At 31.9% G+C, this 20,947-nt stretch carries 19 protein-coding genes; 13 read left to right on the top strand and 6 right to left on the bottom strand.

Annotation, left to right across the window (positions count from 1 at the left end; genetic code table 11):
• The first annotated feature begins 4 nt into the window (after positions 1–4).
• The 6 genes from QVZ41_RS11765 to QVZ41_RS11790 all read left to right on the top strand — a co-directional run bounded on the left by QVZ41_RS11765 (position 5) and on the right by QVZ41_RS11790 (position 8,076).
• A complete protein-coding gene (locus QVZ41_RS11765) occupies positions 5–1,483 on the top strand; it encodes a RagB/SusD family nutrient uptake outer membrane protein (RefSeq protein ID WP_302884788.1) in 1,479 nt (492 codons plus the stop codon).
• A 70-nt stretch (positions 1,484–1,553) separates the two neighbouring features.
• Positions 1,554–2,174, top strand: coding sequence for a glycosyl hydrolase family 16 (locus QVZ41_RS11770; RefSeq protein ID WP_302884789.1), 621 nt, complete (start codon positions 1,554–1,556; stop codon positions 2,172–2,174).
• Between the two features lie 31 nt (positions 2,175–2,205).
• Entirely contained in the window at positions 2,206–3,681 is a 1,476-nt protein-coding gene (locus QVZ41_RS11775) for a hypothetical protein (RefSeq protein WP_302884790.1), read from the top strand.
• Between the two features lie 106 nt (positions 3,682–3,787).
• Entirely contained in the window at positions 3,788–4,882 is a 1,095-nt protein-coding gene (locus QVZ41_RS11780) for a family 16 glycosylhydrolase (protein WP_302884791.1), read from the top strand.
• A 160-nt stretch (positions 4,883–5,042) separates the two neighbouring features.
• Positions 5,043–7,325 (top strand): beta-glucosidase BglX, encoded by a 2,283-nt coding sequence (bglX, locus tag QVZ41_RS11785; RefSeq protein WP_302884792.1) that lies wholly within the window; start codon positions 5,043–5,045, stop codon positions 7,323–7,325.
• Positions 7,318–8,076 (top strand): glycoside hydrolase family 16 protein, encoded by a 759-nt coding sequence (locus QVZ41_RS11790; protein ID WP_302884793.1) that lies wholly within the window; start codon positions 7,318–7,320, stop codon positions 8,074–8,076. The genes bglX and QVZ41_RS11790 overlap by 8 nt, the downstream gene beginning before the upstream one ends.
• A 4-nt stretch (positions 8,077–8,080) precedes the next feature.
• Here QVZ41_RS11790 and QVZ41_RS11795 read toward each other — a convergent pair whose 3' ends face one another.
• Together QVZ41_RS11795 and QVZ41_RS11800 are read right to left on the bottom strand one after the other, a co-directional pair.
• Positions 8,081–9,739, bottom strand: a complete 1,659-nt coding sequence (locus tag QVZ41_RS11795) for an RluA family pseudouridine synthase (RefSeq protein WP_302884794.1) — start codon at positions 9,737–9,739, stop codon at positions 8,081–8,083.
• A 47-nt stretch (positions 9,740–9,786) separates the two neighbouring features.
• Complete coding sequence (locus QVZ41_RS11800; protein ID WP_302884795.1) at positions 9,787–10,665, bottom strand: sterol desaturase family protein; 879 nt, start codon at positions 10,663–10,665, stop codon at positions 9,787–9,789.
• 113 nt (positions 10,666–10,778) lie between these two features.
• Between QVZ41_RS11800 and QVZ41_RS11805 the strand changes: the two genes are divergently transcribed.
• Both QVZ41_RS11805 and QVZ41_RS11810 read left to right on the top strand, forming a co-directional pair.
• A complete protein-coding gene (locus tag QVZ41_RS11805) occupies positions 10,779–11,327 on the top strand; it encodes a YeeE/YedE family protein (RefSeq protein ID WP_302884920.1) in 549 nt (182 codons plus the stop codon).
• A gap of 12 nt (positions 11,328–11,339) precedes the next feature.
• Positions 11,340–11,753 (top strand): DUF6691 family protein, encoded by a 414-nt coding sequence (locus QVZ41_RS11810; protein ID WP_302884796.1) that lies wholly within the window; start codon positions 11,340–11,342, stop codon positions 11,751–11,753.
• Between the two features lie 42 nt (positions 11,754–11,795).
• Here QVZ41_RS11810 and QVZ41_RS11815 read toward each other — a convergent pair whose 3' ends face one another.
• The gene (locus QVZ41_RS11815; protein ID WP_302884797.1) at positions 11,796–12,677 is read right to left on the bottom strand and encodes an alpha/beta hydrolase; all 882 of its coding nucleotides are present in this window, start codon (positions 12,675–12,677) and stop codon (positions 11,796–11,798) included.
• A 7-nt stretch (positions 12,678–12,684) separates the two neighbouring features.
• Entirely contained in the window at positions 12,685–13,350 is a 666-nt protein-coding gene (locus QVZ41_RS11820) for an NUDIX hydrolase (protein ID WP_302884798.1), read from the bottom strand.
• A 171-nt stretch (positions 13,351–13,521) separates the two neighbouring features.
• Between QVZ41_RS11820 and QVZ41_RS11825 the strand changes: the two genes are divergently transcribed.
• Both QVZ41_RS11825 and xylA read left to right on the top strand, forming a co-directional pair.
• Positions 13,522–15,006, top strand: a complete 1,485-nt coding sequence (locus QVZ41_RS11825) for a xylulokinase (protein ID WP_302884799.1) — start codon at positions 13,522–13,524, stop codon at positions 15,004–15,006.
• Between the two features lie 11 nt (positions 15,007–15,017).
• Positions 15,018–16,349: a xylose isomerase gene (gene xylA, locus QVZ41_RS11830; protein ID WP_302884800.1), complete on the top strand. Its 1,332-nt coding sequence runs from the start codon at positions 15,018–15,020 to the stop codon at positions 16,347–16,349.
• 131 nt (positions 16,350–16,480) lie between these two features.
• Here xylA and rlmF read toward each other — a convergent pair whose 3' ends face one another.
• A complete protein-coding gene (rlmF, locus tag QVZ41_RS11835; protein WP_302884801.1) occupies positions 16,481–17,329 on the bottom strand; it encodes a 23S rRNA (adenine(1618)-N(6))-methyltransferase RlmF in 849 nt (282 codons plus the stop codon).
• Positions 17,330–17,503: 174 nt separating this feature from the next.
• On the opposite strand from rlmF, the gene QVZ41_RS11840 reads away from it, so the two are divergent.
• From QVZ41_RS11840 to QVZ41_RS11850, 3 genes are all read left to right on the top strand, one after another.
• Complete coding sequence (locus tag QVZ41_RS11840; protein WP_302884802.1) at positions 17,504–18,076, top strand: YceI family protein; 573 nt, start codon at positions 17,504–17,506, stop codon at positions 18,074–18,076.
• Between the two features lie 4 nt (positions 18,077–18,080).
• Entirely contained in the window at positions 18,081–19,361 is a 1,281-nt protein-coding gene (locus tag QVZ41_RS11845) for a hypothetical protein (RefSeq protein ID WP_302884803.1), read from the top strand.
• A 103-nt stretch (positions 19,362–19,464) separates the two neighbouring features.
• Complete coding sequence (locus QVZ41_RS11850) at positions 19,465–20,064, top strand: hypothetical protein (RefSeq protein ID WP_302884804.1); 600 nt, start codon at positions 19,465–19,467, stop codon at positions 20,062–20,064.
• Positions 20,065–20,067: 3 nt separating this feature from the next.
• Here the strand turns inward: QVZ41_RS11850 and QVZ41_RS11855 are convergent, their stop codons facing one another.
• Positions 20,068–20,880 carry a DUF1853 family protein gene (locus QVZ41_RS11855; protein ID WP_302884805.1) on the bottom strand — a complete coding sequence of 271 codons (813 nt, stop codon included), beginning with the start codon at positions 20,878–20,880 and terminating at the stop codon, positions 20,068–20,070.
• Between the last annotated feature and the right edge of the window lie 67 nt (positions 20,881–20,947).

Here is a 20,947-nt window from a genome sequence, read left to right on the forward strand (position 1 = left end):
ACTCATGAAAAATTTAACTATAAAAATAGTAACAATCATAGCAACATCTTTATTTGTTGCTTGTACTGATGATTTTGTAGATGTAGAATCTCCAATTACAAATTCAGAAAATTACTTTAACACAGAGCAAGATTATCAGGATGCATTGGTAGGGGCTTATGATGTATTACAATCCACCTATTTAAATGTTATGATGGGAGAAATTGCTTCAGACAATACATTGGCTGGAGGAGAAAGTCCTAATGATGCTGTAGGAATTCAAGAAGTTGATGATATGACTCATACTTCATCAAATCAACAATTGAGAGATATTTTTGGATGGATGTATGGAGGTGTAAATAGAGCCAATTATATTTTAGAATTTAAAGACAAAATTGATTTTGCAAACAAACCAGTAGTATTAGCAGAAGCAAGATTTTTAAGAGCATATTATTATTTTGAATTGGTTAAATGGTTTGGAGATGTGCCTTTGGCGGTAGATAAAAGAATTCTTTTTGGAGAAGAAATTTCCATAGATAGAACTCCTAAAATACAAGTTTACGCACAAATTGAAGCAGATTTACTTTTTGCTATCAATAATTTGCCCGCTATTCAATCTCAAGTAGGGAGAGCAACTAAAGGTGCGGCACAAGCTTTATTAGGTAAAGCATATTTGTATCAAAATAAATTTACAGAAGCTGCTTCGGTTTTAGAAGATGTAATTACAACAGGACCTTATGATTTGGTTACAAATTACAATACAATTTTTGAAAATGCTGGGGAAAACAATATAGAATCTGTATTTGAAGTTCAGTACACTGAATTAGAAGGTGCCTCATTTGATTGTTTACAATGTAGTGAAGGAAATGTTGCTGTTGGTTTTAGTGGAGTGAGAGATTATGTAGGACCATTGTTTACCTCTGGGTTTAGTTTTAATGTACCAACACAAGAAGTTGTAGATGCTTTTGAGGCTGGTGATCAACGTAAAGATGTAGCCATTTTAGACATTGTTCAATGGGCATCAGATAATGCAAGTGTTTCTTATGGAACAGGATATGAACATACAGGGTATTTTAATAGAAAATACATTCCAAGATTAAGAGGTCCAAACGCAACGGGAGATAGAAACTTAACCAATCCCAATAATTATAGAGCTATTCGTTTTGCAGATGTATTGTTAATGGCTGCCGAAGCAAATAATAGAGCAATACCAAGTGATGATATTAAAGCTCAGACTTATTTAAACAGGGTAAGAAGACGTGCTTTCGGAGATTCATTACATGATATTTTATTAACAGGATCAGCTTTAACAGATGCTATATATGCAGAAAGAAGAGTAGAATTGGTCGGAGAAGGGCATAGGTTTTTTGATTTGGTAAGAACAGGAAAGGCAGCAACAGAAATTACTGGATTTATAACAGGAAAGAATGAAGTTTTTCCAATACCTCTAATTGAAATAAAGTTGGCAGGAAATAGATGGTCACAAAACCCTAATTATAATTAAACAAATGCAAATAGCTCTATGAATTAGCAACCAGAAAGCTTAAATAATTTAAACTAAAACAATAGAAATTATGAAGATTTTAATATCAAGCTTACTGGTAGTTTTCCTTTCAATGTCAATGATTTCATGTAGTGAATCAAATGATTCAATTGATGCTGAAAATAAAAATACAGAAGATGTGTTGTCAGAAATGCCACCGTATTATCCAATCAATTTTGAAGCTGATGGCTATGGAGCAACTTGGACTTGGTCAGTATTTGAAAACGGAAATAATCCAGCGGTTGAAATTGTTGATAACCCAAGTAAAACAGGTGTCAATACATCAAACAAAGTTGCAAAAATAACAGCTTTACAAGTAGGATCTCCATATGTAGGATGTGAAACAAAACACGGAAGTGATATTGGAAGTTTTACGTTTGATGAAACCAATACTACTGTTAAAATAATGGTTTACAAATCTGTGATTAGCGATGTCGGAATTAAGTTTTCAGAATCTAATGGAGAGGCACAACCAGAAATAAAAGTATCGAATACAAAAATAAATGAATGGGAAGAATTGACTTTTGATTTTTCAGGAAGTATAGGAAAAGGTATTTCAGGGATCATAGATCAAATCATCATTTTTCCAGATTATCAATCAAGAAACGCAGATCATGTGGTTTATTTTGATCACATCACCTTCGGAAATTAAAATAAAATATTAACCTAAATAAAATGAAATCATGAAACTATTAAAACAAGGAAAGTATGTTCTTTTAGCATTAAGTATTATTGCATGTTCAAAAGACGAAGACGTAGCTGGATCAGGTTCGGCTACCATTACAAATTTAACTTTTACTTCTGTGGGTGTAGATGATACAGGTAAAGTGGTGGGAGTAACACCAACATCATCAGGAGGATCCAATACTGTTTATACGGTAGACTTTGGAGATCCTTCAGCAGTAGGTGATAGCGATGTTAAACAAACAAGTGGACCACAAGTTACTTATGAATATCCAGCTGCAACAGCTACTTATGATATTACGGTAACTGCAGATGCTGATAAAGCAGCCCCAGTATCGGTAACCAAACAACATACGGTAACTTTTGAAGCAGCAACGTCAATAGCAGACTTTGAAGATGAAGCTAGCTTAAATTTAAGAAATGATACTAGTGGTTCTGCAGCAACAATTGTAGTAGAATCTAAAACAGGTAAAAATGGAAGTGCTTCTAACGTTGGAGTAATTACTAATGTTGGTTCAGCTTATGAAGCGGTAAGTATTAACCTAACTAAGCATATTGATGTAAAAAGTAAGTCTATTCTTACTTTAGATTTTTACCAAGCTACAGCCACTGAAACTCCAGTCTTGTTAAAGTTTGAAGGAGCAAAAACAGCAAATGGATTTGATATTGAAGTTTTAACGAATTCAACAGCAACAGCTGGGTGGCAAACATTAACTTTTGATTTTGGAAAAGATGCTGTAAACAGTTACCCAAATCAAGAAAATACAACAGTTACTTTAGATGAGTTTCAAAAATTAGTTGTATTTGTAGGTTTTGCAGTAGAGCAATCAGGTGTTTTTTATGTTGACAATATAGCAGGTAGTACTGTAGGTACAGATGTGCCAGATACAGATAGCGATGGTGTTATTGATTCTATTGATAAATGTAAAACAGTAGCGGGAAACAGTGAGAACGATGGTTGTCCTGATGTTAGTGAGCCAACTGATGCACCAACAACACCAACTGTTTTAGAAACTAACGTTATTTCTTTATTTAGTGATGCTTATACTGATGTAAATGTAACTACATGGAGAACCGATTGGTCAATGGGTAACTATGAAGAAAAAACAATTGCTACAAACCCTGTGAAAATATATACATCATTGGATTATGCAGGAATTGAAACTGTAGGAGATAATTTAATTGATGCTTCTGAAATGACACATGTACATGTTGATATCTGGTCAGGTAGTGCTACAGGATTTCAATTAAAAATAGTAGACTTTGGTGCAGATAAAGCTTATGCAGGAGGTGATGATAGTGAAGGGCTTAAATTAATGGAAGGTTTTGCACAAGGACAGTGGGTTTCTTTTGATTTCCCTTTAAGTGATTTTACTGGCTTAGCGAACAAAACTAACATTGCTCAGTTCGTTATAAACGGATTTCCAAGTGGACAAGTTGATGTTGTTATTGACAATTTCTATTTATATAAATAAGATCTAATTGAATTTAAACCTCACTCATACTGTGTGATGAGTGAGGTTTATTTATCAAATAATAACTGTTAGTTACTGTATAAACAATCAGCAAAATAGAAACACAATGAATAAAATTTTAAAAAACATAGGGATATTAGGATGCATGTTTTATTTGCTTGTTGCTTGTTCTAGTAATGCTAATGATAATATTGACAATGGAGGAGGAAGTGAAAACGGAGCTCCAACAGATTTAACAATTACAGCCTTAATTTCAGGAGTTACAACAGAAAGTCCCGAAGGGGATGGTTCTGGATTGGTAAATTTTACATTATCGGCAACCAATGCCGTTTCTTATAAAATCACTTTTGGAGACAATACTGAAGCAACTTCAACAACAGGAGCTGTATCTCATACCTATAATGAAAATGGCACTAATAATTATTTAGTGACTGTTTTAGCGTATGGAGAGAATGGAAGTTTTATAAGTGAATTTGTACGAATTAATGTTTTGGTAGATGAAAACGTACTCTCTTTAGTTTGGTCTGAAGATTTTGACGTTGATGGAAAACCAAATGAAGATAATTGGGATTATGAAATTGGACGAGGTAATGGTGGTTGGGGAAATAATGAAGCTCAATATTATACAGCAAGAAGTAGTAATGTTTCTATAAGTAATGGGATTTTAAAAATTACGGTAAAAAAAGAGAATTATTATGGTGCTGAATACACATCAACCAGAATAAGAACAAAAGGAAAATTTGAATTCAAATATGGAGTCATAGAAGTAAGAGCAAAACTACCTAGTGGTGGTGGAACTTGGCCTGCTATCTGGATGTTAGGAGCAAATTTTGAAGCTGTTGGTTGGCCTAGTTGTGGGGAAATAGATATTATGGAGCATGTAGGAAATGACCAAGATAGAATACATGGAACTTTGCATTATCCAGGTAATTATGGAGGAAGTGCAAATACAAATAGTACCATTATACCAAATGTTTCTTCAGAGTTTAAAACATATAAAACCATTTGGAATGAAAATGAGATTAAGTTTTATACAGACGATCTTCTTATTCATTCATTTTCAAATAGTTCATCAGTGCCTTTTAATCATCCTTTTTATATGATTTTAAATGTAGCGATAGGTGGTTCTTTCGGAGGACAAATAGATTCAGATTTTACTGAATCATCAATGGAGATAGATTACATAAAAGTATATCAATAGATAATGTTTGTTAAGTACAGTTTTTATATGTGGTAGAGGTATTTATAAAACCTCTGCTACACATAAAAAAGATTCAATAAGAATAAAAAAAACATATCAGGATCATAACGATATATCATGTATCATTTCTAAAATGAATAATACTTGTAAAATTAGAAATATGAAAAATTTTATAAAATTAATAAGCACATTCTTAGTTCTGTTAAGTGTGTTTTCCTGCCAAGAAAAAGATCAATTGATTTATAAAAATCAAGAGCTGTCTATTGATGAAAGAGTAGACGATTTGATGTCCAGAATGACTCTAGAAGAAAAAATTGGTCAAATGAATCAATATAATGGTTTTTGGAACGTAACTGGTCCATCTCCAATACAAGGAGATGCGGCAAAAAAATACAAAGACTTGCGTAAAGGTTATGTAGGATCTATGCTAAATGTTAGAGGAGTTGATGAGGTAAAAGCTGTTCAGAAAATAGCAGTAGAAGAAACCAGGTTAGGAATTCCTTTAATTATTGGTTTTGATGTTATTCATGGATATGAAACACTAAGTCCTATTCCTTTAGCAGAAGCTGCTAGTTGGGATTTAAAAGCGATTAAAAAATCAGCAGAAATGGCAGCTTTAGAGGCTTCGGCAGTAGGAATCAACTGGACGTTTGCACCAATGGTAGATGTATCAAGAGATGCTCGTTGGGGACGTGTCATGGAAGGAGCAGGAGAAGATACTTATTTGGGAAGTAAAATTGCCTATGCAAGAGTCAAAGGTTTTCAAGGCGATGATTTGTCTAAAGAAAATACCATTGTGGCTTGCGCTAAACATTTTGCAGGATATGGTTTTGCTGAATCAGGTAGAGATTATAACACTGTAGATGTAGGTACCTCAACTTTATATAATATTATTTTTCCTCCATTCCAAGCAAGTATTGATGCAGGGGTAAAAACATTTATGAATTCTTTTAACGAATTAAATGGAGTACCTGCTACAGGTAATAAATTTTTACAACGAGATGTTTTAAAAAGAGATTGGAATTTTGATGGATTTGTAGTTTCCGATTGGGGTTCAATTGCAGAAATGATTGCTCACGGTCATGCTAAGAATTTAAATCACGCAGCAGAAATTGCGATAAATGCAGGTTCTGATATGGATATGGAATCTTATGCGTATGTAGATGAGTTGACAAAATTGGTAAAAGAGGGAAAAGTAAAAGAAGCTTTAATTGATGATGCTACCAAAAGAATTTTAAAAGTAAAATTTGAATTAGGACTGTTTGATGATCCTTATAAATATTGTAATAAAGAACGTGAAGAAAAAGTTTTAGGAAGTAAAGAAGTGATGGATGCTTCTTTAGACATGGCTAAAAAATCAATTGTACTACTAAAGAACAATCGTAACATTTTACCATTAAAAAAAGAAGGTCAAAATATAGCTGTAATAGGTGCTTTGGCAAGTGATAAAACCAGTCCTTTAGGAAGTTGGAGGATTGCTGCAAAAGACAGTACGGCGGTATCTGTTTTAGAAGGTTTATCAGCTTATAAACAAAATAAAATCACCTATGCAAAAGGAACTGAACTAGTTTTAGGAACACCTGATTTTACCACTGAGGTAAAAATAAATACTACAGATAGGAGTGGTTTTGCTGAAGCAAAATCAGTTGCTAAAAATGCAGATGTTGTGATTATGGTTTTAGGAGAACACGGTTTTCAAAGTGGAGAAGGACGTAGCAGAACTGAACTTGGTTTGCCTGGATTACAACAAGAGTTGTTAGAAGAAGTTTACAAAGTAAATTCTAACATCGTTTTGGTTTTAAATAACGGAAGACCTTTAACTTTAGGTTGGGCAGATGCGCATATTCCATCAATTCTAGAATGTTGGCAATTGGGAACACAAAGTGGAAATGCCATTGCGCAAGTATTGTATGGCGATTATAATCCTAGTGGAAAGTTACCCATGAGTTTTCCTAGAAATGTTGGACAATTACCATTGTATTACAATTACAAAAATACAGGAAGACCTACTTTACCAGGAAAAGACATCGTTTTTTGGTCTCATTATCAAGATGAAAAAAATAGTGCTTTATATCCTTTTGGTCACGGATTAAGTTATACACAATTTGCCTACGAAAATTTAAAAGTAAAACAAGAAGGCGATAAGTTTTTTGTAAAGATTGATGTAAAAAACATAGGGAAAGTAAAAGGAAAAGAAGTGGTGCAAATCTATATTCAAGATGTCTTTGCTAGTGTAACAAGACCTGTAAAAGAATTAAAAGGATTTGAAATGGTATCCTTATTACCAAATGAAGAAAAAACAATAAAGTTTACTTTATCAGATAAAGAGTTAGGTTTTTATAATAATCAAGGAAATTTTGTGGTTGAACCGGGAAAGTTCAAGGTTTTCATTGGAGGTAGCTCTAAAACAGTTATTGAAACAAGTTTTGAAATTTATGAATGAGTCACTATTATATAGCTGTTTGTTGTTCTTAACAATATCAGCATACAGTCAAGAAAAAATCATTTTTGATGATGATTTTAATAAATCTGAATTAGATACTACTTATTGGAGTTATGATTTAGGTGATGGTTGTCCCAATTTATGTGGTTGGGGAAATGAGGAGTCACAGTGGTATCAAAAAGAAAATATTAAGGTAAAAGATGGCTTTTTACATATCAAAGCTTCTAAAAAAGAGCAACAATATTTTTCAGGAAAAATAACCACAAAAGATAAAATATCATTCCAATACGGAACGATTGAAGTCAGAGCCAAAGTTCCAAATGGAAAAGGTTTGTGGCCGGCAGCATGGTTGTTGGGATCTGACATTAGTGAAGTTGGTTGGCCAGCTTGTGGTGAAATAGATATGTTAGAGTACTTGGGTAGAGATCCTAATTATTTATATACATCTTTACATACGCCTGCAAGTCACGGAGAAACCATTAATACCAAAAGAACTTTTGTAGAAGCCATTGATAAAGGTTTTCATACTTATAAAACGATTTGGACCAAAGAGGCTATTTCTTTTTATGTAGATGATTTGTTATTGTATACTTTTTCACCTGAAATAAAGAATGATCAAACGTGGCCTTATGACAAACCTTTCTATTTGATTTTAAATTTAGCGATTGGTGGTAATTTTGGAGGAAAAGAAATTGATGATACTGCTTTGCCACAGGAATTTGTGGTAGATTATATTAAAGTAACTCAATAAAATATCAAAAATTAGCTTTGGCTTTAAATTCTATTTTCTCTTTGGTAACCGGATGAGTTAAAGAAATATGTTCGGCGTGCAAATACAATCGATTAGATTTAGAGCCATATAAATCATCCCCAACAATAGGAGTGTTTAAACCATTTAGATGTGAAGCATGTACCCTTAATTGATGCGTTCTACCAGTAACAGGGTAAAAATAGATTCTAGTTTTGTTGTTAGTTCTATTTATAACCTTCCAAAGTGTTTTGGCAGGTTTTCCATGTTCATAACAAACCAATTGTCTAGGTCTGTCGTCAATATCTAAACGTAAAGGCAATTCAATGGTTCCTTTATCGTCTTTTACAATGCCGTCTAACAAAGCCAAATAACGTTTTTTTACTTGTCTTTTGATAAACTGACTTTGTAATTTTTCGTGCGTATTTTTATCTAAGGCAATCAACATAATTCCAGAGGTAGACATGTCTAATCTATGAACAATTAAAGGTCCAGTCGCGTTTGGATATTTTTGCTTGATGCGCAAATATACTGAGTCGTTAATGGTTTTCCCTGGGACTGATAAAAATTCAGCAGGTTTATTGACCACAACCATAAACTCATCTTCATACAAATATTCTAATTCTTTACCAATGGCAGGATTTTCTAATAATGGATTTTCATCTAATGCTATTCCTTGTAACATATGACCTAAAATAGGTTTGCATTTTCCTTGGCAAGCTGGATAAAATTGACCGTGTTTTCTGATTTCTGAATTTGGAGCATTTCCCCACCAAAATTCAGCCATACAAATAGGTATTAAGTTGTTGGTAAAAGCATACTGTAATAATTTTGGAGCAGCACATTCACCCGCGGCAGCTGGAGGAGTTTTTAATGGTGTATCTTTAAAAATATCAATGACTCCTTTGGCAATTCCTTCTTTGTTTAAAAATTGATATTGATTAAAAAGGAATTGTTGTAAAGTATTAGATTGTTCTTTTCTTACTTTTTTTAGTTGATGAATTTGATTTTCGAAAACAGCTAATTCTTTTTTCTTTTGATTGATTTCATCTTCCCAGAAAGTCGCTAAATCTCTTTTCTTAAGTTTGTAAATAATGCTTTGTTGGTCTAATTCAGTAAGTTTTTCTTTTAAAATGTCATCACTAAAAATAGTGGTTAATTCAGCTCTTTTAACTTTTCTGCTTTTTTTAGCTTCAATCATTTCCAAGCGTAAATCTTCTTTTTCTTGCAAAGCTTTTTTTTGAACAAGTTTTAGATTTTCTATTGCTTGTAAATAAGCTACATCGTTTTGTAACGTTTCAATTTTTTTGGTTAACAAATTTAGTTTCTCTTCTTCTATTTTGTAATATCCATCAGCAGGAAGCATATCAAAAATAGGAGGAACAAAATAAGTATGTGTATTGCTATTTGCTAATTTACCTGAGACAGCTGCTAAGAAGCCAATTTCGTTTTGTTGATTTTTCACCACTAAAACACCAAACATTTTTCCAGTTTCAGAAAAATCATGAGTAAAATCTGTTTGATGATTTAAATATTCTTGCAGTTGTGCTGTTGCCAATTTACTCAACGGATGAGGTTCGTAGTAAAAAGGATACGTAAACTTTTTAGGAATAGAAATATCAGAAATTTTCTGCTGAAAAGAGTGAAAATAATGAAGAGCAGACATTGATAAAATAATTTAAAGGCAAAGATACAATATAAAGCAATTTTCTGTTATTCAATCTTAGGTCTTTTGTAGGGTTTAAATCCAACCCAAGCCTGTTTTTCAAAAGTTTTAGGAATTTTATCATCTCCCTCAAAACCCAATTTGACATATTTGTCAACTTCTGGAATATAATTAGTCCTAAAAATATAATCCCAAACACTTAAACTAATTCCATAATTGACTCCATGTTTTTTATGGGTTGGAAGATGATATGCGTGATGGTATAAATGCATTACAGGATTGTTAAAAATATATTTAAAAGGACCCCAAGTGATTTTTAAGTTAGCATGATTAATGTGTCCAATAGTAATAGCAACAAAATGAACAATATAAGCTTGTTCAGGTTCAAACCCACCTAAAAGCATAATTGCTAGTATTTTTAAGGGTTTGTATAAAATATTTTCCATCCAATGATATCTAAAGTGAACAGGAAAACTCATCAATTTTGCACTGTGATGTATTTGATGAAATTTCCATAAAAAAGGAACTCTATGTAATGTTATGTGCGTAATCCATTGAAAAAAATCACTCACTAGAAAAAAAATAATTAATTGTAATATAGGATTGAATTCTTTAAGATTGATAACTGTAAAACTATCCATAGACAAGCCATATTCATGAACTTTTTTACCGATCAAAGCATATACACCGTTAATGATGAGTGCAAATAAAAAGAAATTAAAAAACATGTAAAAAAGATCTAATCCCAATTCTTTTCTAAAGATTTTTTGTTGTTTTCTCCATGGGATAAAAATTTCAAACATCCATATAGTAAAGGAAATAACAATTAGTCCCCAAAAATAATTTTTAGACCAGTTTACCTGAAAACTAATCATGTTTAAAATCCAATAAAGGGTGTTTTCAAAACTATTTAGAAAGGTATCCATTGTTTTATAGACATAGGTTTAGGTAGCTTGTAACAAATGTTACTGATGATCGTTCGGATGTGAATTATCTTTGCATCCAAATTAAGTATAATATTAGAAATAAGATAAATATGATAGATTTTATTTTGGAACCTTGGGCATGGTATGTTTCCGGTTTTTTAATAGCCTTGGTAATGTTTTTATTAATGATGATGGGAGATAGATTTGGGTTGTCATCAAACCTAAGAACTTTGTGTACTATTTGTGGTGCAGGTAAAAAAACAGACTTTTTTAGCTTTGATTGGAAATCTCAAAAGTGGAATTTATTGGTAATGATAGGAGCTGTAATAGGAGGTTTTATTGGAGCTCATTTTTTATCAAACAACACTGGTGTAAATATTAGTTCAGATACCATAGAGCAATTACAGGAAATTGGAATTAATAGTTCAAACACCTCTTATTTACCAACGGAAATTTTTGGATTATTCACTTTTAAAAACATTTTGTTGTTAGCTGTTGGAGGATTCATGGTTGGTTTTGGGGCTCGCTATGCAGGAGGTTGTACATCGGGTCACGCTATTTCGGGGTTAAGTAATTTACAAATCCCTTCTTTAATAGCAGTTATTGGATTTTTTATTGGTGGATTATTTATGATTCACGTATTGTTCCCTTTTATTTTTTAATGATTTATTGATATGAAGAATTTAGCATATATAAGTATTGGTGTTTTGTTTGGTATTACCATGTACAAATCAGAAGCAGCCTCTTGGTTTAGAATTTATGAAATGTTTAATTTTCAAGCATTTCATATGTACGGAATTATTGGGGTAGCTGTGGTTTTAGGTGTTTTAACCATTCAAATAATTAAGAAATATAATATTAAAACATTTTTTGGAGTTCCTATTGTGTTGGAAGATAAAGACAAAAGTTTTAAAAGATATTTCTGGGGAGGTATTATTTTTGGTTTGGGTTGGGCTTTGGCTGGAGCTTGTCCAGGTCCAATGTTTACTTTGGTAGGTGCAGGTTTTTATAGTTTGTTAATTGTCATAGCTTTTGCCATGCTTGGAACTTATTTGTATGGCGTTTTAAAAGATAAATTACCACATTAACACATAAAAAAAAGCGACTTAACAGGTCGCTTTTTTTATGTATTATATTTTAGGAGTAATTAGTTTTTCGCTAACGCCCCATTCGTAAAATCTTTCTATCCAATTGTCAGAGGGTAATCCATGTTTGTTCATACCAAAACCATGTCCACCTTTTGCATACATATGCAATTCAGCGTTTAAGTTTAATTCTTTCCAAGAACGATATAAATTGATACTTCCCATAGACAATCCTAAAGGATCATCTGAAGCACAAACCACAAATAATGGAGGTTCATTGTTTTTGGGTTTTTGAACAGGATATTGACTTGTCCATGGATATATTGGTACAATAAAATCAGGTCTGTTTTCAGAAGTGTAGCGGTAAGCAACTCCCATAGTTACTGCACCACCAGCAGAAAATCCCATCATTCCAATTTTATCAGGCGCTATGTTTAATGAATCGGCATTATCTCTCACATATTTAATGGCATTTAAAGCATCTTTAATAGCATAGGGCAGTACCAATTGCACTTTTTGGGATAAGAGCTCCTTATTATTTTTTGCAGTATGTTCATATTCTGCAACCCCATCATGTTCGGTGGGAACTAGTCTGTATTTTAATATAATAGCTGTGATCCCTTTATTCACTAACCAATCGGCCACCATAGTTCCTTCGCTTTTAATACTTAACGCATACAATCCTCCTCCAGGAGCAATGATTACGGCTGTTCCTGTATTTATGTCTAGAGTAGGTTTGTGTATTTCTATGGTTGGAATTGATACGTTGGTAATTACTGGAGTATTCCAGTTTTTTGACATTTCGCTTTTTTCACTTCCTTTCCAAGTAACGTCCGTAACAACATCTGTTGGTAGCTTAATAATTTTTTGAGCAACTAAGGGAAATGAGAGAATTATAAGGAGGAATGATAGATTTTTTAGTAACATTTTTTACCTACAAGTTAAAATAAAATCCTTCTTCTTTTAGCTTTTCGTAAATATTTTCATCAAATCTATATAGTTTGGCAGGTTTATGAGCTACGTTTTCTTGCTTTTTACCTGTGTCAATTAATAGTTTCATTTGATTTATTTTAGTTCTAAAATTACGCTTATTAAGTTCCATTTGTAAAATAGCTTCATATAATTGTTGCAAATTTGTCAAACTAAATTTTTCTGGTAATAAATTAAAACCAATAGGCTCAGTACGCACCCTTCTTTTTAATCTTTTATGAGCAATAGCGATAATTTCTTTATGATCAAAAGCAAGTTTTGGCAAAGAATCTATATCGCACCATTCTAATTTTTCTGCAGTGTAACCAGCTTGTGGTGTGTAATGTTCTATGTTGATTAAAGCGTAATAACTAATCGTAATGACTCTTTTTCCGGGATACCTATCTATTTCCCCAAACGCTCTAATTTGTTCTAAATAAATATTTTCTAAAGAGGTTAACTCTTTTAAAGTGTTTTGAGCGCTAGCATAAATACTAACTTCTGAATCTAAAAAATCACCAGGCAGAGCCATCAATCCTTTTTGAGGTTCATTGTTACGTTTTATTAATAACACTTTTAATTTTTCATCTTTAAAACCAAAGATCACACAGTCAACAGAGTTATAAATCATTCTAAGATTATTAAAGGTTTTTGTATAGAATAGCTGTAAAGATAAAAAAATACAGATAGTTTTAAAAATAAACTAAGTCTTTGTTTGTGATGTAAAAATTACTCTATATATTTGCTTAGTTTAATTAGTAAACTAAGTTTCGTTTTAATAAGTAATTATAAAATATAAATTATGCTGTTAATAGGTTATGATTTAGGAAGTTCATCAGTTAAAGCTTCTTTGGTTGATAGCAAAACAAAAAAAGTTATAGCCATGGCTCAATATCCTGAGCGTGAAATGCTTATTGATGCTCCTAAAGAAAATTGGGCAGAACAACATCCAAATGATTGGTGGGCAAATATTAAGAAAGTAACCCAATTACTTTTTGAAAAGGTAGCAGACAGCAAGAGTGATGTAGTGGCTATTGGAATTGCATATCAAATGCATGGCTTGGTTACTTTAACACAAGAAAACGAACCTGCTAGACCAGCAATTATTTGGTGTGATAGTAGAGCTGTAGAAGTTGGAAATAAAGCTTTTAAAGAAATAGGAGAAAAAAAATGTTTAGAAAGTTTATTAAATTCTCCAGGAAATTTCACAGCATCTAAATTAAAATGGATTCAAGAAAATGAACCAGAGATTTACAAAACGATCAAAAAAATAATGTTACCTGGTGATTTTATTGCTTATAAATTCACAGGAAAACATACCACTACGAATACTGGATTGTCTGAGGGGATTTTTTGGGATTTTAAGAAAGAGCAATTAAGTGAAACTATTATGAATCATTATGGTTTTGAGGCTAATTTAATTCCAGAAATAGTTCCTGTATTTGCTAATCAAGGACAAATAACCGCTGAAATGGCTGCTGAGTTTGGATTCAACCCTAATGCTGTGGTTTCTTATAGAGCAGGAGATCAGCCAAATAATGCCTTTTCTTTAAATGTTTTAAAACCAGGTGAAATAGCTGCTACTGGAGGTACCTCTGGAGTAGTTTATGGAGTGGTAGACCAGCTAAAATATGATCCAGAAAATAGAGTAAATACATTTGCGCATATCAATCATACCCAAGAAGAAAGAAGATTAGGAGTCCTTTTATGTATCAACGGAACGGGAAGTGCTTATGCTTGGTTAAGAAATAACTTAGCAGCAGATAAAGACTATTTTGAGTTAGAAGCTTTAGCATCATCTGTAGAAGTTGGAGCTAACGGATTGTCATTTTTACCTTTTGGTAATGGAGCAGAACGTATGTTGCAAAACAAAATTATCGGAGCTCAGTTTGATGGTTTACAGTTTACCAAACATAAATTGGCTCATATGGTAAGAGCTTGTTTAGAAGGAATTGCTTTTTCTTTTGTTTACGGAATTAGATGTATGAAAGACTTAGGATTGTCTCCAAGTGTAATAAAAGTAGGAAGTGATAACATGTTTCAGTCTAAAATTTTTGCCACAACGATTGCTACCTTAACAAATGCGGAGATTCAGGTTAAAGAAACCAATGGAGCTGTTGGAGCAGCTATTGGAGCAGGTTACGGAGCAGGAGAAATAGCAAGTTTAGAAGAAGCTTTTGTAGAGGAAAATATCATCAAAACATATCAAGCAGACTCATCAAAATTAGAAGCTTATAATAAAGCTTACGATAAGTGGCTAACCTCATTAGAAATAAAAATAAAATAATATATCATATCATGTCAAAATTAACCATAGGAAACAAAGAATATTTCCCAGGAATTGGAGAAATTAAGTTTGAAGGTAAGGAATCTAAAAATCCTTTAGCGTATAAGTATTATAATCCAGATCAGGTAGTGGCAGGAAAAACAATGAGAGAACACTTTAAGTTTTCTATTGCTTACTGGCATACTTTCTGTGGACAAGGTTCTGATCCTTTTGGACCAGGAACTCAAAATTTTGAATGGGATCAAAACCCAGATCCAATTCAGGCTGCAAAAGACAAAGCAGATGCGGCTTTTGAATTTATTACTAAAATGGGATTTGATTATTACTGTTTCCATGATATCGATTTAATTCAAGAAGGAGATTCTTTTGAAGAGTTAGAGGCAAGGTTAAAAATAATTGTTCCTTATTTAAAAAAGAAACAAGAAGAAAGCGGTGTAAAATTATTATGGGGAACAGCCAACTGTTTTTCTAATCCACGTTACATGAACGGAGCAGCAACTAACCCAAATTTTGATGTAGTAGCAAGAGCTGGAGCACAAATTAAATTGGCTTTAGATGCTACCATGGAATTAGGTGGAGAAAATTATGTGTTCTGGGGAGGTCGTGAAGGTTACATGTCTTTATTAAATACTGATATGGGACGTGAATTAAATCACATGGGACAATTTTTAGGATTGGCTAAAGATTATGCAAGAGGAAAAGGATTTAAAGGAAATTTCTTTATTGAGCCTAAGCCTATGGAACCAACAAAACATCAGTATGATTTTGATGCTGCAACTGTAATTGGTTTCTTAAACAAGCATGGTTTACAAGATGATTTTAAAATCAACTTAGAAGTAAATCACGCAACTTTGGCAAGTCACACCATGCAACATGAAATGGATGTGGCTGCACAAGCCGGAATGTTAGGTAGTATTGATGCTAACCGTGGAGACTACCAAAACGGATGGGATACAGATCAATTCCCGAACAATATTCAAGAAACTGCAGAAGCCATGTTGGTTTTCTTAAAAGCTGGTGGATTACAAGGAGGTGGAGTTAACTTTGATGCTAAAATTAGGAGAAACTCTACAGATTTAGAGGATGCTTTCTTAGCTCACATTGGTGGTGCTGATACGTTTGCAAGAGGGTTGTTGGTTGCTGATAAAATCATTAGAGAATCTCAATACGAAGCTTTAAGAGCAAAACGTTATGCCTCTTTTGATAGTGGAAATGGAAAAGCTTTTGAAGAAGGTAAATTAACTTTTGAAGATTTTTATAGGATAGCAAAAGAAAATGGAGAATTACCAAGCATTAGTGGTAAACAAGAATTGTTTGAAAACATCATTAATGAAAATATATAAGTCTTTCGGATAAAAAATATTTTATCATTATTTACAAAATAGGTGTTGGTTAATAGTTTTTCCTGTTTAAATAATTTAGAAAGATAGTTTAGTTAGTTTTTCCCTTCTCTTTTAAAAGAGAAGGGATTTTTTTATTGATATCTCCAAGCGATAAATCTGCTTTTTTTGTTTCCTTGTTCCATGTCTACAATTTTAACCTCAAGAGGCATGGTTTTGTTAATGGCTCTTTTAATATTCTTTAAATTTTCTTTTTGAGAAACCAAGCTGGTAAACCATCCTACTTGATTTTTAAACTGTACACTTTCTATAGCCATTTTTTTTATAAAAGCTTCTTCACCGCCTTTATACCATAGCTCATTAGCTTCTCCACCAAAATTCAACTTTTCAGTATTTTCTAGTTTTAAATTTTTATTTTTCTTTTCATTTTTTTGTGCTGCCTCAAAAGCATTTTTATAAAAAGGCGGATTACAGACGATTACATCAAAATAATCACTAGCTTGTATAATATTCTCCAAAATGGAGTTTTTAAATTGTTGAGATCTTAATTCAATGGTCTCTAAAATTTTATTCTTGTCAATAATAAGTTGGGCATTTTCTAAAGAGGTTTTATCTACCTCACTTGCGGTACATTTCCAGTTAAAATGACAAGTTCCTAAAATGGGGTAAATAAGATTTGCACCTGTTCCTATATCTAATAAATGAACATCACTCTTTTGTTCAAGTAAATCTTTTATATATAAAAGATAATCCAATCTTCCTGGAATGGGAGGGCAAAGATTTTTCTCTGGAATGTCCCAGTATTTTAACTGATAATGTTGCTTTAGCAAAGCTTTGTTTAATTCCTTAACAGCTTTATTGTTTCCGAATTTAATAGTTTCTGTTCCGTATTCGTTGGTAAATACGTAGGGTTTTAAATCTGGATGAATTTTTATGAGTTCATCAAAATGATAAGCTCTTTGAAAAGGGTTTTGTGGATGCATAATGATTTTTAATCTATACCAAATGTAGTCATTATATATACTACTTGTTAACCCTTAAATAGCGTTAATATTGTAGTATGAAACATAAAAGATAAAAAAATCTTTTATTATGATTTTTGTCATAGTCTTAGCTGTAAATGCACCCTAAATTTGTTCATATAAAAACAATTAAACATGTATAAAAAAAGTAAAATATTAGTAATGTCTTTATTGTTCGGATTGTGCATTGGTGTATATGGGCAAGAATATAAAGTACAAAAAGAGGGTAGTAATATTAAAGTGTTGGGAACTTCTACCGTGCATGATTGGCACGAGGATGTAGAAAAATTTTCGAGTACACTAACTATTAAGAATACAGAACTTTTTGAAATTTCAGCTTTAGAGTTAAAGGTAATAGCAGAAAGTTTAGAAAGCGGAAAGTCTTTAATGAACAAGCTTACTTATGAAGCTTTAAAAACCGACAAGCATCCTAATATTTTATTCTCTTTACTTCATCAAGAAAAAGTATCAAAAGTAAAAGATGGAGTTTACAATGTTGAGCTAAAAGGGAATTTAAGCATTGCAGGAGTAAAAAAAGAAATCAAAATCAAAGTAGAAATCATACAAATGGCATCAGAAATAATTTTAAAAGGTAGTAAAACTATTAAAATGACTGATTTTGGAATGGAACCTCCAAAAGCCATGTTTGGTACTATTAAAACAGGAGATGAAGTAACAATAGAATTTAAAACAATTTATAAAAATTAATATTATGAGAACAATTTTAAAACAAGCAATGTTAGTCGCTGTGATGTTATTAGGGGTTACAGTATTGGGACAAAATAATAGCAGAGATATAGATAATTTTAAAGATGTAGGAGAAAAAGGTGTGAATGTTTTTGAAGCTCCGAAAACGCAAGATTATATTTTTGATGGTTTAAAAGTTAGGATTGGAGGATCATCTACCTTACAATTTCAGGGAGTAAATCACGAAAATTCTGGAGCAGTTCCTATTGTAGAAATTGGAGATAACTTTAACCTTGCCACAGCCAATTTAGATATTGATGTAGCATTGGCTAAAGGTTTAAGAATGCACTTAAGAACTTATTTGTCTTCCCGTCACCACAACGAACCTTATGTAAAAGGGGGATATTTACAGGTAGATCGACTTGATTTTATTCAAGAAGGTTTGTTTGAAGATATGATGCAATATGTTACGGTTAAAGTTGGACACATGGAAAATAACTATGGAGATGCTCACTTTAGAAGAACAGACAATGCCATGGCAACTCACAACCCATTTGTAGGAAATTTAATTATGGATGCATTTACAACAGAAGTTGGAGCTGAGGTTTATTATAGAAACAATGGTTGGTTAGCAATGGTAGGACTTACCAATGCCAAATTAAATCAATCTGTAGAAAATCCAGGAAAAACAAGAGCATCTGTATTGGCAAAAGTTGGTTTTGACAAACAATTGAGCGAAGATTTAAGAGTAAGATTAACAGGATCTGTTTATCATAACAACAAAGTAGCAAGTTCATATTTATACACAGGAGATAGAGCAGGAGCTAGATACTACTCTGTATTAGATAAAGATGAAGTTGCTTTATCACAAGCTGCCAAAGCAGATTTTAGAACAGGTAGATACAATCCAAACTTAAAAAATCAAATTACAGCGTTAATGTTTAACCCTTTTGTAAAATATAAAGGATTAGAATTTTTTGGAACAGTAGAACGTTCTTCTGGAAAAATGACAGCTGAAACAAAAGATAGGGTTGCAACTCAACTTGCAGGAGAAATCATTTACAGATTTGGATCAAATGAAAAATTTTATTTAGGATCTAGATATAACAAAGTATCTGCAGAGGATGCTACTTATGGAGACGTAGATATCGATAGAATTCAAGTTACAGGAGGAGTATTTTTAACTAATAATATTTTAGCAAAATTAGAATATGTAAACCAAAACTACGAGGGATTTGGAGCTACTAGTGAATATCAAGACGGAAAATTTAATGGAATTATGTTAGAGGCTGCTATTAGTTTTTAATCAAACAGTAACATTCGTATAGTTGATGATAAATCATGTCTTGATACTTCTAAAAACATATTAGTAGATTAAGACATGATTTTTTAATTTAAAAAACAAAAACATGAAAAAAATAGTCATCATTTTTACAGTATTTATTTTTTTAAGTTTTAATAATAAAAGTATCTATAGAACAACATTAGGAGTGCTTCCAGAAAGCGAGATTATTGTTTCTGGAAAATCTAATGTCAATAGTTTTGATTGTGAGTATAAAATACAAGATCTATCAAAACCAATTACGGTCTCTTTTAAACAAACAAAGGATGATGAAAATAAAGACCAATTAGAATTTACCAATGCCAAGTTCTATTTAAAAAATAAGTGTTTTGACTGTGGAAATAATTTAATTAATAAGGATTTTCATAAAATGTTAAAAACGGATGAGTATCCACAAATTTTAATAGCATTATTGTCTGTTTGTGTTGCCGAGGATGGTTGTAGTGCTTTGGCTACCATGGGAGTTAAAATAGCAGGTATTCATCACGAATATTTAGTGCCTATTCGTTTTTATTACGAGAATCATATTTATGAAGTAGGAGGGGTTATTAATGTAAATCTTGATGATTTTAAAATTAAATCACCCAAAAAAGTATTAGGATTGATTAAAGTTGACAATCATGTAAAAGTAAATTTAGATTTAAAATTAAAAGAATTAAAACCTTAAAATTTACCAAAATGTAATAAAAAAACGTTCGTAAATAGTACCTCTTTTAATCCAAACTAGTGGACTGTGATTTACTGATATTTGCTCTAAAATAATAGGTTTTACATCTACAAAAGGCAACCAATTAGTATTGTGTTTAGGATCTATTAGCCAATCTTGTTTTATAGGTACATGGTACAATGCCAACGGAAATAAATAATCTATTTCTTTATAACTGATGTAATATCCTTGAATACAATTGTTGTTAATGTGTGGAAAAGTATGATTCATCAAACTCAACGGAATATACAACTGAGCTTTAAATTGTACAGATTGCTGAATTTTTTTAACGTCTAACCCTTTACTTTTTAACAATTCTTTACAAATAGGATGATGTAACATTGGAAATTGTTTTTCCTTTAATTTTTTAAGTTTCTGAACCAAAGAATCTTTTAAATTAGGACCCACCCAACGATCCATTTCATAAGGAATATCTGTTTTGTACAAGTAAAATTTATAAGTCAATTCTATATGATAAATGCCGGTTGGAGTATCACAAATAAAATCTAACTCACCTAAAGTTTGATGTTTGTCTACCTGAATTTGAATGTTATTCTCTATAGAAGTATAACCTGGTATAGCTTCGATGTTTTTTTGATAAAAGACTTCTACCAATTTTCCTAATCGATAATGTTTACTAATATCTATCGTTGAAAAATCAATATTTTCTAGAAAAGGGATGTCTATTTGTGGATATTCAAAAAAAGTACTTTGACTCCATAAATTAGGTTGATTTTTAAATCCTTCGTATTGATGTTGTAATTTTTTTAAATCCATAACTGATGAAGTAAAAGTAAAGAAAGAAAAAGGATCTAGACAGAAATTAAACATAGAAAAAACAACA

Source organism: Wenyingzhuangia gilva, assembly GCF_030519655.1.
Lineage (GTDB): Bacteria > Bacteroidota > Bacteroidia > Flavobacteriales > Flavobacteriaceae > Wenyingzhuangia > Wenyingzhuangia gilva.

Coding starts and splice junctions, on each gene's coding strand:
- bglX (WP_302884792.1), top strand. CDS start 5,043: ATGAAAAATTTTATAAAATTAATAAGCACATTCTTAGTTCTGTTAAGT.
- QVZ41_RS11810 (WP_302884796.1), top strand. CDS start 11,340: ATGAAGAATTTAGCATATATAAGTATTGGTGTTTTGTTTGGTATTACC.
- QVZ41_RS11800 (WP_302884795.1), bottom strand. CDS start 10,665: ATGGATACCTTTCTAAATAGTTTTGAAAACACCCTTTATTGGATTTTA.
- xylA (WP_302884800.1), top strand. CDS start 15,018: ATGTCAAAATTAACCATAGGAAACAAAGAATATTTCCCAGGAATTGGA.
- QVZ41_RS11770 (WP_302884789.1), top strand. CDS start 1,554: ATGAAGATTTTAATATCAAGCTTACTGGTAGTTTTCCTTTCAATGTCA.
- QVZ41_RS11825 (WP_302884799.1), top strand. CDS start 13,522: ATGCTGTTAATAGGTTATGATTTAGGAAGTTCATCAGTTAAAGCTTCT.
- QVZ41_RS11795 (WP_302884794.1), bottom strand. CDS start 9,739: ATGTCTGCTCTTCATTATTTTCACTCTTTTCAGCAGAAAATTTCTGAT.
- QVZ41_RS11790 (WP_302884793.1), top strand. CDS start 7,318: ATGAATGAGTCACTATTATATAGCTGTTTGTTGTTCTTAACAATATCA.
- QVZ41_RS11765 (WP_302884788.1), top strand. CDS start 5: ATGAAAAATTTAACTATAAAAATAGTAACAATCATAGCAACATCTTTA.
- QVZ41_RS11780 (WP_302884791.1), top strand. CDS start 3,788: ATGAATAAAATTTTAAAAAACATAGGGATATTAGGATGCATGTTTTAT.
- QVZ41_RS11845 (WP_302884803.1), top strand. CDS start 18,081: ATGAGAACAATTTTAAAACAAGCAATGTTAGTCGCTGTGATGTTATTA.
- QVZ41_RS11840 (WP_302884802.1), top strand. CDS start 17,504: ATGTATAAAAAAAGTAAAATATTAGTAATGTCTTTATTGTTCGGATTG.
- QVZ41_RS11820 (WP_302884798.1), bottom strand. CDS start 13,350: ATGATTTATAACTCTGTTGACTGTGTGATCTTTGGTTTTAAAGATGAA.
- QVZ41_RS11855 (WP_302884805.1), bottom strand. CDS start 20,880: ATGGATTTAAAAAAATTACAACATCAATACGAAGGATTTAAAAATCAA.
- QVZ41_RS11850 (WP_302884804.1), top strand. CDS start 19,465: ATGAAAAAAATAGTCATCATTTTTACAGTATTTATTTTTTTAAGTTTT.
- QVZ41_RS11775 (WP_302884790.1), top strand. CDS start 2,206: ATGAAACTATTAAAACAAGGAAAGTATGTTCTTTTAGCATTAAGTATT.
- rlmF (WP_302884801.1), bottom strand. CDS start 17,329: ATGCATCCACAAAACCCTTTTCAAAGAGCTTATCATTTTGATGAACTC.
- QVZ41_RS11815 (WP_302884797.1), bottom strand. CDS start 12,677: ATGTTACTAAAAAATCTATCATTCCTCCTTATAATTCTCTCATTTCCC.